Below are 12,595 nucleotides of genomic sequence, written 5' to 3'. Positions count from 1 at the left end.
CAGTACCGATTCCGTAGCTCAGCTGGTAGAGCAATACACTTTTAATGTATGGGTCCTGGGTTCGAATCCCAGCGGGATCACAAGATAAAAAGCCACTCTTAACCGAGTGGCTTTTTTGTTTTAGTCCTTCCTAGTTTAGTGGGAATTAGTACTTATATGATTACTGGTTCAGGTTATGAAGACCTTACAGAATCCAAAAGCCTTTGGCACGCTTCTCAGCTCCTGCGAACTCTTAAGTTATTGTTTTATAGTAACTGTTTTACACCCCTGTAGTCCCCTTAAGGGGACAGTTCTGCCTTTGCTATAGCACAAGCTATAATTTTATAGCTACAGACCATGAGCGGACAGTTCGTGACCTGTCCCTACGGAAATACATTGCTGATAAAGCTATGCAACTATAGTATCTCTAATTATCTATAGCTATCGAACTGCTAACAGTCTTTGGGTGGAGCGCCTTTGATTTGTTGCGGTGCCGAAGGCAACACGAGCACAGCGAGGGTAGCTTCAAATCAGCAGCGCGATGCCCAAAGGCGAGGCCCCGCGGCGGTGAGCGCACCAAAGCTGGAAATGAACGAAAGGCAAGTAGAGCTCCCAGGAATAGAGGCAGCTATGGAAGTATAGCTTGGTTCAAGTAAGTATAGACTCTAACTACAGGACATATAAGATCCCTCGACTGCGCTCGGGATGACAATATGCAAACTATAGCAGTAAGACGCTCACAGGCGCTGAGGAAACTAAGGAATCTTTATCAATAACTCCCATTATACTTCCTTACAAACCACTCCGCGGTTATCAACGCTAACAATACAAAGAACAGCCACTTCAGATCCACAACATCCCGCACATCTTCAGTGCTGTCGATTACAGGTTTATGGTTGGCTTTTAAGATATCCTGCTCAAGCTGCTCTAAGGTGTTAGGGTAGTATAATCGGGAGCCGGTGTTGCTGGCCAGTTGGTAAAGCAGATTATGATCGGCTACGGCATGCAGCGCTTCTAATTGCAGTTCCTCAACTATAAATTCGCCTTTGTCCTGCTGCAGCGAGCCGTTAATGTGTGCTGTTGCTGTGTAGGTATAGCGGCCGCCAACCAGCGAACCTATATTTACTCCTGCCTGGTTCTCCCCATTTGCGAAGGTGAAAGACTTGGCCCCTCCTTTTTCATCGGTAATCCTTAGTGTAATTTTCTGTCCGTAGACAGGCTCAAGCGCTTCGTTGTAAGCTTCTGCTTCAAAAATAATCTCGTCGTTGCTGGTATAGTCGTTCTGGGATGGATATACGTTCAGGCGTTTCTTATTACGGGGCGCGCTTAGCAGCTGTACCAGGTTTGTAATCAGCTTATCATATACCACAGGATTTTGGTTATTGGCTGCTTCAGCAATGCGCCATTGCCATGTTCCGGATGCCAGCAACGTAGCGTTACGTGTGTTACCAGCCGTTTGCACTGTAAGCAAAGGTTTTGTCGTGCGAACACTGCCAACCTGCTGGTATAGCACGGTCTCAGTATTAGGAGCCACCTGGTAATCGCCAAAAGGCACTGTAGCCGGCGGATATTGTTTCAGTCGCTCTGTAGCCTCATCTGCCACTTTAAATGTACTGAAGTTAGGGTTAATAGCCGTAGTTACTTCATCTGCCTGACCAGTTGTACTTACCCTTACTCCTGCGTTCAGACGGTTAAAATCCTGAATGTCACTTTGTGGGCCAAGTATAAACAGGCTCGGAATGTTCTTTTGTCGTACCAGACTTAAAGCTGCATCGCCTCCGGCTGTTCTGCCCGGCAACTGGTGGAGTATAGCCACATCATAATCCTGTTGTTTTAAAGAGGTAAGGCCAGGTATAAACAGTTCTGTTTCGTAGTTCTCGTTCGTTTCAATGGCGGCACGCAGGGCATTGATATCCGGGTGTGGCGCAGCGGCGGCTATCAGTATTTTTATCTTGCCTTTTACCACATCAATATAAGCATGCTTGGTGTTGTTGATGGCTGTAAACTCACCTTGCTGCGGCACAACTTGCACTTCGTAATGGCGTTTACCCAAACCACCAGCCATCACCTGGAAAGGCACCTGCTGTACGGCCTGCCCCTGCTTTAGAGTTATAGTTTTTCGGTCTATCGCTTTGCCATTCTCTTTTAATGTTACGGCCACTGTTCTATTGCCAAAGCCCTGTTGTTCCACTTCTGCCTCCAACGGGAAACGATTGCCACTATAGGTTACTTTATTGTAACGCAACGATGCCAGCACAATATCTTTTTTAGGCACTGTATCGCCTACTGCTACCGGGTAAATACTATAGTTATAGTTGGCATAGGTAGGTGAGATTCCCTGATTCACGATACCATCAGAAAGCAAAACCACACCTGCTAGGTTCTGGTTACTATAGTCGCTACGGATGTTCTGTAAAAACTGACTCAGGTTAGTGGCAGGTGCCTTAAAATGCAGTTGCTCCAGTGTTTCAGGTTTGGTAGTATCGCTCAGGGTTCGGATCTCTGTTTCATAGCCAGCATCCTGTAATTTGGAAAGTATAGTTTGCAAGCGCAGCTGCGCCTGGTTCAGTTGCACCGAATCAGAAAACAACTTCACCGACTGCGAATTGTCCATCGCAAAAACTATAGCCGGCTTTATAGTAGTGTTCGCAATATACCGCACCATTGGCCCCAGCAGCAGGAAGCACAAAAAGCTAACTACCAGAAACCTTAAAGCTGCTAAGCCATAGTTTATACTTTTAGGCCACGGCGCACGCTTACTATACAGTAACCACGCATACAGCGCCCCCACAGCCAGGCAGGCAAGTATAAGCCACGGCGAATAAGTCGTTATCAGTCGGAAACTGTTCAAGCTATTTCTGATTTTGAATTACGAATGGATGTCTTTCAACTAAAGATAAACGAAAAAGACCAATGCTACTAACGTAAACGTTACAGCATTGGTCTTTATATAGTTTTACGAAGTATAAATTTAATTCATAATCCGCAATTCTTCATTCTTAATTGTTAAGTCAGCATACCGCCATCTACCTGCAATACCTGCCCGGTAATGTAAGATGACTGGTCGGACGCCAGGAATACAGCGCAGTTTGCCACATCCTCAGGAGTACCGCCACGCTTCAACGGAATAGCCTTTCTCCACTCGTCTACCACTTTCTGATCCAGCTCGCCGGTCATTTCTGTTTCAATAAAGCCTGGGGCAATAGCGTTGCAACGGATATTTCGCGAACCCAGCTCCAAGGCAACAGACTTGGTAAAGCCAATGCTACCAGCTTTAGAAGCTGCATAGTTAGCCTGACCTGCGTTACCTTTTATACCTACCACCGATGTGATGTTGATAATAGAGCCATTCTTGGCACGCATCATGTGCTTGGTAGCACCTTTTGTCAGGTTAAAAACAGATTTCAGGTTGGTGTTGATCACGGCATCCCACTGGTCCTCGGTCATGCGCATCAGCAAACCGTCGCGGGTAATGCCGGCGTTGTTCACCAATATGTCGATCTTACCGAACTCAGCAACAACATCTTCGATCAGCTTGTCAGCCTGCGCGATGTCAGAAGCATCGGAGCGATAGCCTTTTGCTTTACCACCGTTGGCAGTAAGTTCCTGCTCCAGGGCCTGACCTTTTTCAACACTTGATAAGTAGGTAAATGCTACCTGCGCGCCTTCTTCCACAAACTTTTGTGCAATGGCACGGCCTATTCCTTTTGATGCCCCGGTTACCAGAGCTACTTTTCCTTCTAATGCTTTCATAAGCACCAAAGTTATAAAAGATTTTTTAAAGCAAATATGCAATCAAAGCACTTAGAGGCAAAACAACTATAAACCACTGACAGTTAGAAACATAGCAAATTATATACATTTATATAATGCAAACTCACTTTACAACAAGTGCAACATTAATGCTAAATCAAGTCAATCAAAAACAAGCGTAACTAATTTATAATCTGATTATTGTGTATAGCTTTATTTTTATTTCTATTGTTTAAGCCATATTTTCGCGCATAGTTTCAATTTTAGCCAATTAGTAATGTTCAAACGTAGTATCAGCCTGGCCACCCTGATAGCTATTTCGATGTTAGTGTTTTTTACGGTAGCACAAAACTTAACTTTTGAAAAAGCCAGTGCCCAAAGCAGACCAAACACAACAGCACCACTAGCTCAACCAATTAAAGTAAAAGCACCCGCTCCTATTGTTTATGGCATCCCAACCGACTCATTGGAGATTGTAGAAGCCACTGTTAAACGAGGAGAAAACCTTTCAGAAATACTTGATGAATATAACATTACACTAACTACCATTTCGGAACTGGCAAAAAAATCAAGGGATGTATTTAACGTCCGTCGCATTAGTGCCAACCGCAACTATACCATTCTGCACTTACCTGATTCTGGCAGAACTGCGCAATACTTTATTTATGAGCCCTGCGAAACAGAATATGTAATTTATGACCTGCGCGGTGAGCTGAATGTGACGCTGGAAAAACGTAAGGTTGATACTGTAGAGCGCGCCATTGCGGGTATCATACAAAATTCTCTGTTTGATGCTTTAACCGAAGCAGGTGGATCTGCGCAGCTTGTAAACCACTTTGCCGACATCTATGCCTGGCGCCTCGACCTGAACCGTATACAGCCCGGCGACAAGTTTAAGCTGATCTACGACGAGCATGTAGTAAATGGTAAAACGATAGGGTTCGGCAAAATCAAATCAGCATACTTTGAGCACGAAGGAACAGAGATCTACGCTATCGGATTTCAGCAAGGTAAAAACCTGAGTTACTACGATCAGGATGGCAAAAGTCTGAAAAGAGCATTTCTGAGAGAGCCACTGGAGTATAGCCGCGTTAGCTCCCGCTTTTCTAAAAAGCGTTTTCACCCGGTGCAGAAACGCTACAAGCCACACCTGGGCACCGACTTTGCAGCTCGTTATGGTACTCCTATCCGAACAGTAGGCGACGGTGTGGTATTAGAAGCAAAGTATAGCCGTGGCAATGGCTATTATGTAAAGATCAAACACAATAAGACTTATACTACCCAATACCTCCACATGTCGAAGTTTGCAAAAGGCATGCGTGCAGGCAAACGTGTAAAACAAGGCCAAACCATAGGTTATGTAGGCAGCACCGGCCTGGCAACCGGTCCGCACCTTTGCTACCGCTTCTGGAAGAATGGGAAGCAGGTAGACGCCCTCCGCGTGAAACTACCATCGGCTGACCCGGTGAGCAAAAAGTATAAAGATGAATTTGACGAGGTTAAAGATGCAACTATAAACCAGATGCAAGCCATTAACGAGGGCGGTTCAAAATCACAGCAGTTGTTAGCATCAGATAAACAGGAAGATCAAAAAGGAGCATAAAAGAAACTATAGTGAAACATAGTGGAGAGGGCGCAGCTTATAGTTGCGCCTTTTCTGTTTAAGAGAGCAATAATTTTAAGTGATTGTCCTCTTGAGAGGACTGCAGCGGTGTTAAGTACAGTTGTAATCTCAACCACTTTTAAGCAAAGTATAAATCTGATAAAGTAAACACCGTTATGGTTCCCTCAAGGGGACAGTTTATTACTTATAATTCGTAATTTTGCAGCCATTCAATTTAAGATAGAACTATGAGCGAACTAACTCCACTAAGCGAAGTAGGTGAGTTTGGCCTGATCAGACGCATAAAAGAGAAGGTGGTATTGCAGCAGCCATCAACTATAAAAGGCATCGGCGACGATGCAGCAGTAATTGAGCCGGAAGAAAAGCAATTGGTGATTACCAGTGATATGCTGCTGGAAGGGGTTCATTTCGACCTTACTTTTTGCCCACTCAAACATTTGGGTTATAAAGCTGTAGCGGTTAACGTGTCTGATATAGCAGCTATGAACGCGAAACCTACTCAGATAACAGTGAACATTGCGGTAGGTGCACGCTATACTGTAGAAGCTATAGATGAACTATACGAAGGTATAAGGTTAGCTTGCGAGAACTATAAAGTAGACTTGGTTGGCGGTGATACTACATCATCAAGAGCTGGTTTAGTTATAAGTATAACTGCCATTGGTGAAGTTGCCAAAGGCGAAGCAGCACTGCGTAGTGGCGCTAAAGTAAACGACCTTATTTGTGTGACCGGCGATTTAGGTGCAGCTTATTTAGGTTTACAGGTACTGGAGCGTGAGAAACAGGCTTTTATGGCTGATCCAGACATGCAACCACAACTAGAGAGCCATGAGTACATTGTTGGTCGTCAGTTGCGCCCGGAGGCACGCATGGATGTGATACACGAATTAAAAGAAATTGGAGTAAAACCAACTTCTATGATTGATGTGTCAGACGGACTGGCTTCGGAACTGATGCATATATGTTCTCAGTCCGGAGTAGGTGCTACCATCTACCGCGAAAACCTGCCTGCTGATGAGCAGATGCTGGAAGCTGCCATGGAATTTAACCTGGACCCGGTCATGTGTATGCTAAACGGCGGCGAAGACTATGAACTGCTGTTTACAGCCCCACTAGCTGATTATGACAAACTAAAAAACCACCCGGATATCAGCATCATCGGTAAAATTACGGAAGCCAGCGAAGGTATAAATATGGCCAATAAACATGGCCAGTCATTCCCGCTAAAAGCACAAGGCTGGACACATTTTTAAGACTTAAGATTTTAGACACAAGATGCAGGACTGAAAACAGTCTGCATACAAAAAAAGGAAGCTCTCGAGCTTCCTTTTTTATTAAAAATTTTAAATCTTATGTCCTGTGTCTAGCGTCTGTTCCTAATCTTCCGGGTAAGGAATGAACACGAAGTTCTGGAACTCGCCATCTACCACAAACAGGCAACAGAATTCATCCGGGTCTTTGTAGGCAGCTATAAAATCTTCTGCACGGTCTTCCAGAATCAGGTTGCGTTGCATAAAATCCTCCAGGTACGAAGCGTTGATATTCCACTCAAGCGCCAACTCTTCTTTCGCCACAAAGTTAGAACCCACCGGCACCTGCGTTCTGCTGAACACAAAGATCGGGTACTTTGATATCTGGCGTTTGCGCACCTGGTAAGAAGCTTCGCGCAGAGTTTCGGCCACCACCACAAAATCCTTCGAAATGGTGCCGAGGTATTTACCGTTTAATTCCGGATCGTTTTCCATATTCTTTACAGACGTTAGATTTTAGATATTAGACATCTGATCTCTTTAGGAAGAGGCATACATCCAGCATGTAACATCTAAATACTATAGCCTAATATCTATTTAGCTGTTAGTAAAACTATATTTTCAACATGGTGTGTTTGCGGGAACATATCCACCGGCTGCACTCGCGTTACATCATACTTATCCGATAAAAGCTCCAGGTCACGGGCCTGTGTAGCTGGGTTGCAGCTTACATATACTATACGGTCAGCGTGCACCTGCAGTAATTTCTCTACCACATCAGGGTGCATACCAGCACGTGGAGGGTCAGTTATCACTACTTCCGGTCGGCCATGTCGGGCAATCAGCTCATCCGAAAGTATATCTTTCATGTCGCCGGCATAGAAAGTAGTATTGGTAATGTTGTTTAGCTGCGAGTTGATTTTAGCATCTTCAATAGCGCTTGGCACATACTCAATACCAATTACTTCACGGGCCTGACGGGCAACAAAGTTAGCTATAGTCCCGGCACCTGTATACAGGTCATAAACCAGTTCATTGCCAGTTAATCCTGCAAACTCGCGTGTCAGGCGGTACAGTTCATAAGCCTGGTCTGCGTTGGTCTGGTAAAAAGATTTTGGCCCCACCTGGAAACGGATATCCTCCATCTGCTCATAAATATAAGGCTGGCCTTTGTAGCAGATCACCTCCTGATCGTGGAAGGTGTCGTTCATTTTGGTGTTCACCACATATTGTAGCGAGGTAATCTCCGGGAATTTTGCATACAGATCATCCAGAATGCCATGAATAGCTTCCCGATCGTCATGCTTCACTAAGAGAATTACCATCAGGTCGCCGGTATTGGCCGTACGCACGATCAGGTTACGCAGGAAGCCAGTCTGTTTTACCGCATCATAGTATACCAAACCTTTTGCACGGGTATAATCACGCACTGCCAACCGGATGGCGTTAGACGGATCGGGTTGCAGGTAGCAGTTCTGAATGTCCAGTATCTTATCAAAGCGGCCCGGCATATGAAAACCCAGCGCGTTACGGTCGTACTCCTGACCCGACTGAATCTGCTCGTTTGTTAACCAGCCAAAGCCAGAAAACGTGAACTCTAACTTGTTGCGGTAGAACTTATCCTTTTTAGAACCAAGTATAGGATCAAATGGAGGTAATGCCACTTTCCCAATGCGCTCCAGGTTATCGCGTACCTGTTTCTCTTTATAGTATAGCTGGGTATCGTAGCCAATGTGTTGCCACTTACAACCACCACAAATCCCGAAGTGCTCGCAGAATGGCTGCACACGTAGCTCAGAATATTCTCTGAACTGCACCGGCACAGCTTCCATAAAGCTTTTTTTCTTTTTGGTAATGCGCAGGTCTACTACGTCGCCGGGAGCCACGCCGCCTACAAAAACAACCATATTATTATGGCGCGCCAGGCATTTACCTTCGGCCACCATCTCTTCTATCCTAATATTTTCGAGTATCTCGAAAGTCTTTTGTTTCTTATTTCTCACGATACTGCAAAATTAGCTAATTTTTGTGATTTAGCTTTTTGATTCTTAAAACCGCACCGTTCATACTTATTAATGTTATTTCGGGCCTAAGAGAGAAATCTATTACAGCTTATAGTTGAAGCTTATACTTACTTGAATCAAGCTATACTTTCATAGCCACTTCCAATCCTGGGAGTTTTACTTACCTACTGTTCTATACTATGCCTTGATGCGCTCACGGCCGGGAGGCCCCGTCTTCGGGTATTGCGCTGTGTACATTCCTTTTGCTCGCATACTCGCAATGCCTACGGCACCAGAAATCTACAAGGCGCTCCACCCAAAGACTGTGATCTGTTCGATAGTAAATCTATAGATGTTGGAGATGCCATAGCACTTAGCTTTTCTTGTAGTTGTAGTTTCTTAGGGACAGGTCACAACCTGTCCGCTCAATATCGTAAACTATAAAACTATAGCTCTAACCATAGCAGAAACAAAAAGCTCCCCGCCTTAGACAAGGAGGGGCCGGGGGTGGTTGGAAAACACCAACTATAAAACTTTCCCACACCCCTCACGCTGTTCGAGATTACAGAACAAACTCCCTCTCCTGTTTTGGGGGTAGGGGCCCTCATTAAAAGGAGAGGGCTGGGGTGAGGTAAAAACAAAAAAGACAGCCACATCAGCAGCTGTCTTCTTCAAACTATAAAGTATAATTTACCTGCTAGTAAGCTTCCAGCAGGAAAGTAATATCATCAGATGGGGCAAACTCCATTGGCTTTTGGCCCTGCAGGAATACTCGCGCTGTAAGCGGACCTAACAACTGTATCTTATCACCCTCAACACGCAGCATGCTTCCTTCGCGTAAGCCAACAACAGGCTGGCGGTTATGGCCATGGAATTCCAGGATGCGGGTTTCGCGGGTTTCACCCATGTGGGTAGAGTCCGGGATTGGGTCCAGGTAATGCGGGTTGATGTTAAATGGCACTAACTCTAGGGCATCAAGTGTTTTAGGATGTACGATTGGCATATCGTTGGTTGTACCTATAGTTTTACCGGCTACGTTTGTTCCGGCACTTGTTCCTATATAAGGCATTCCTTTACGAACACGCTCTTTTAAAGGCTCCACCAGTTTGTTAGCGTATAGTTGCTTCAGCAGCAGAAATGTGTTGCCACCACCTATAAATACTGCCTCAGCTTCGTTCACTGCTTTTACCGGGTTTTCATATTCGTGCACACCGGTTACACTAATCCCCCACTTCTCAAAAGCTTCGCGGGCTTTGGCAGTGTAGTGTGTATGCGAAATGCCATTTGGGCGGGCATAAGGTATAAACAGAATGCTGTTTTTGCCTTTCAGTAATTCTTTTATTTCTTGTTCGGCATGTTCCAGGTAACCGGTGCCATGCGTAGTGGATGTGCTGATTAATAATAGATTTCTGCTCATACTTCAAAAGTATAGAATTTGCATGAGCTATAGTATACCTAGCCTTACTTTTGGTTGGTTGATAATAGTTAATTGCTTTAACTCCCAAACTCTCTAACTCGTCCCTCCTAAACTAATCTTTCTCTTTATTAATGGATAGCTTCAGTTTTATAGTTTCGGCGTAAGGATCTAAAGCATTATAGGTGGTAAGTGCACGGACAAGGCCAATGCTCTTCAGATCATAAAAGAACCATAGTTCCACATAAAAATCATAGAGCCAGTACAGGTCTATTTTACACCAGCCTCTGATGCGGTGATGCAGGTAATGCCCCTCGGTAAGGGCCAGCTCTGCCTGAAGGTGTGGAGGCAGATTATTGAATTCTTCGGGGCTGATCATAAACACTCCTGGTACTACACAAACCAACGGTAATAAAAAAAAGGCTGCTCGTGGCAGCCTTTCTCATTAACGTAAATAGTTACTGAAAGATTTTAATTCAGAAACAAAGTATAAAGCTCGAAGCGGTGCGAAGCAAAACTCCAGTGCGACGGCGAAGGATGGATCTCAACACCATCTTCATCCATCAAGGTTATAGCAAAACCTTCACCCTGATTCATTGGCTCGGTAAAGTGCTTCACAGAATATATTTTGCCTTCTTCCACCCACTCATCCGGCTCAAATGCCGGCAGCGATGCATCTATACATTTGGCATAAACTGCCATATATCCCGGAGGTACAAATAAGTTAACCATGTTACTCTAACTTCTAAAACAGTTAAATAATTCCGCTACTACACCAGGGCAGGCGTGTCAGCTAACTACAAAATTACAAAAAGCGTGCCTGTATGCTCTACCAAAGTTGTGCAATTAAATTTCTGCTGATTTGGCTGCTTATTACATCTACAACTATGTTTTTGGCAGACTTATACTTTAGGTAGATGTAATATATTACATAAAACAATACAATGCAATAACTGCTGATAAGGAGGTTTAGTATATATAGTTTGTTTTAATTCAGGCAGTTAAGTATATTCATATGTTAATACATCAGTAAATAATTCATCTGGTAGCTTAACTAATTTACTTCTATAGTTGCCAGCCACTTTGGCCGGTGGTGCGTAGTTAAATATTCCTGTAACTATAAAATTAGCAGATCATTTACAGTACTAACCTATGGAGACAAATGAAACAATAAACCGGAGTAAGCACACTTTCCCGGTTGCGCCCGGGGTGTGGGGTATGAAAACTGTTTTCGTAAATCTTTACTTTGTAGCAGCACCTGACGGCACCTGGACACTTATAGATACTGGTGTTTATGGCTCAGCGGGAAAAATTAAAGCTGCTGCAGAAGAATTGTTCGGACCAGGTGCACGCCCACGATCTATACTGCTCACACATGGCCACTTCGACCATATTGGCGCAGTAAAAGAACTTGCCAACGAGTGGGATGTGCCGGTGTACGCACACCCGCTGGAACTACCCTACCTGACAGGCCGCTCCAGTTATCCGCCACCTGATCCGGGTGTTGGCGGCGGTGGCATGGCCTATATGTCGTTTCTGTACCCTAAAAAGCCAATTAATATAACCAACCATGTAGAGCTGCTACCTCAGGATGGATCTGTTCCTGGCCTGCCAGACTGGAAATGGCTTCATACACCAGGGCATACAGCAGGACATGTCTCCTTTTTCAGGGAGAGCGACAGGTTATTAATTGCCGGCGATGCCTTCATAACCCGGCATGGTGAGTCTATGGTAGCCGTAATGACTCAGAAGAAACATGTGTATGGGCCTCCAAAGTATTATACTTCTAACTGGGCTGAAGCACATCATTCAGTTGAAAAACTGGCCCACCTGAACCCGGCTATTGCAGCAACCGGCCACGGCATGCCTATGCGCGGACAAACATTGCAATGGCAACTGGACGAACTGGTGCGAGATTTCTGGGCCATAGCTGTACCCGAGCATGGGCGTTATGTACACGAACCCGCTATAACCGACGAACTGGGTGTAGTATCTGTGCCTCCTGCTGTCTCTAGCCCTGCTACAAAAGTAATGCTGGCTGCCGGAGTTGTTGCCCTGGCAGGAGCCGCTTTGCTTACTATGCGCAACAGAAACGGCAAACGAAGAGCAGGCAGAACCTATACTTCGGAGAGACCATTTTCTCATAACAGACCAATTACCACTCCGCATGTACCTGCAGAACCAGACTACGACGATCCGCAGGCGCACACTAACAATTATCCGTAAACAAAAAGGCCGGTAGATGAAACTACCGGCCTTTTTTATCAAATTTATACTTAATAACTATTAAGACTTGCCTCTTCCTGAGCCGCTTTTCTTACCGCCGCCATCGTGTTTATTTACGGTAGCCCAGGCTCTTTTTTCAGCTTCTTTTTCGCTTACGCCGCGTTTCTCATAGCTTTTTTCTATATGCTCTGCTTGGCGTTTCTGCTTATCAGTGTAAGCAGATTTATCTCCTTGTGCCATAGTTTACTTTGTTTAATGATACATAATTTAAAGCGCAAAGGCTTAGGTATAATGTACGGCAACAAAGTATAAATGATCCGGAAATGACTCAGTGGCTCTTGCAGGA

General features: G+C 44.8%; 11 protein-coding genes and 1 tRNA gene. 4 read left to right on the top strand and 8 right to left on the bottom strand.

Annotated features, from left to right (window positions below; all coding sequences use genetic code 11):
* The first annotated feature begins 7 nt into the window (after nucleotides 1–7).
* Nucleotides 8–80, top strand: a tRNA-Lys gene (locus MJ612_RS00485).
* Nucleotides 81–748: 668 nt separating this feature from the next.
* On the opposite strand, the gene MJ612_RS00480 is transcribed toward MJ612_RS00485, so the two are convergent.
* A complete protein-coding gene (locus MJ612_RS00480; protein WP_187028426.1) occupies nucleotides 749–2,830 on the bottom strand; it encodes a vWA domain-containing protein in 2,082 nt (693 codons plus the stop codon).
* A 155-nt stretch (nucleotides 2,831–2,985) separates the two neighbouring features.
* Nucleotides 2,986–3,732, bottom strand: a complete 747-nt coding sequence (fabG, locus tag MJ612_RS00475; protein WP_187028424.1) for a 3-oxoacyl-[acyl-carrier-protein] reductase — start codon at nucleotides 3,730–3,732, stop codon at nucleotides 2,986–2,988.
* A gap of 277 nt (nucleotides 3,733–4,009) precedes the next feature.
* On the opposite strand from fabG, the gene MJ612_RS00470 reads away from it, so the two are divergent.
* Entirely contained in the window at nucleotides 4,010–5,335 is a 1,326-nt protein-coding gene (locus MJ612_RS00470) for a peptidoglycan DD-metalloendopeptidase family protein (protein WP_187028422.1), read from the top strand.
* Nucleotides 5,336–5,583: 248 nt separating this feature from the next.
* Nucleotides 5,584–6,609 carry a thiamine-phosphate kinase gene (gene thiL / locus MJ612_RS00465; protein WP_187028420.1) on the top strand — a complete coding sequence of 342 codons (1,026 nt, stop codon included), beginning with the start codon at nucleotides 5,584–5,586 and terminating at the stop codon, nucleotides 6,607–6,609.
* 123 nt (nucleotides 6,610–6,732) lie between these two features.
* Here the strand turns inward: thiL and MJ612_RS00460 are convergent, their stop codons facing one another.
* From MJ612_RS00460 to MJ612_RS00440, 5 genes are all read right to left on the bottom strand, one after another.
* Entirely contained in the window at nucleotides 6,733–7,101 is a 369-nt protein-coding gene (locus MJ612_RS00460) for a hypothetical protein (RefSeq protein ID WP_187028418.1), read from the bottom strand.
* A gap of 98 nt (nucleotides 7,102–7,199) precedes the next feature.
* The gene (rlmD, locus tag MJ612_RS00455) at nucleotides 7,200–8,612 is read right to left on the bottom strand and encodes a 23S rRNA (uracil(1939)-C(5))-methyltransferase RlmD (protein WP_250419141.1); all 1,413 of its coding nucleotides are present in this window, start codon (nucleotides 8,610–8,612) and stop codon (nucleotides 7,200–7,202) included.
* 694 nt (nucleotides 8,613–9,306) lie between these two features.
* On the bottom strand, nucleotides 9,307–10,026 hold the full coding sequence (gene pepE / locus MJ612_RS00450; protein WP_187028416.1) for a dipeptidase PepE: 720 nt from the start codon (nucleotides 10,024–10,026) through the stop codon (nucleotides 9,307–9,309).
* A gap of 112 nt (nucleotides 10,027–10,138) precedes the next feature.
* Nucleotides 10,139–10,402 carry a hypothetical protein gene (locus MJ612_RS00445; RefSeq protein ID WP_187028414.1) on the bottom strand — a complete coding sequence of 88 codons (264 nt, stop codon included), beginning with the start codon at nucleotides 10,400–10,402 and terminating at the stop codon, nucleotides 10,139–10,141.
* Nucleotides 10,403–10,494: 92 nt separating this feature from the next.
* Nucleotides 10,495–10,755 (bottom strand): hypothetical protein, encoded by a 261-nt coding sequence (locus MJ612_RS00440; RefSeq protein WP_187028412.1) that lies wholly within the window; start codon nucleotides 10,753–10,755, stop codon nucleotides 10,495–10,497.
* Nucleotides 10,756–11,175: 420 nt separating this feature from the next.
* On the opposite strand from MJ612_RS00440, the gene MJ612_RS00435 reads away from it, so the two are divergent.
* Nucleotides 11,176–12,249 carry an MBL fold metallo-hydrolase gene (locus MJ612_RS00435; RefSeq protein ID WP_250418996.1) on the top strand — a complete coding sequence of 358 codons (1,074 nt, stop codon included), beginning with the start codon at nucleotides 11,176–11,178 and terminating at the stop codon, nucleotides 12,247–12,249.
* A gap of 60 nt (nucleotides 12,250–12,309) precedes the next feature.
* Here the strand turns inward: MJ612_RS00435 and MJ612_RS00430 are convergent, their stop codons facing one another.
* Complete coding sequence (locus MJ612_RS00430) at nucleotides 12,310–12,489, bottom strand: hypothetical protein (protein ID WP_187028411.1); 180 nt, start codon at nucleotides 12,487–12,489, stop codon at nucleotides 12,310–12,312.
* Between the last annotated feature and the right edge of the window lie 106 nt (nucleotides 12,490–12,595).

Origin of the sequence: Pontibacter deserti, from assembly GCF_023630255.1 — a bacterium.
GTDB lineage: Bacteria > Bacteroidota > Bacteroidia > Cytophagales > Hymenobacteraceae > Pontibacter > Pontibacter deserti.
Note: the sequence above shows the minus strand (reverse complement) of the source record. Positions and strands in the feature narration are given on the sequence as shown.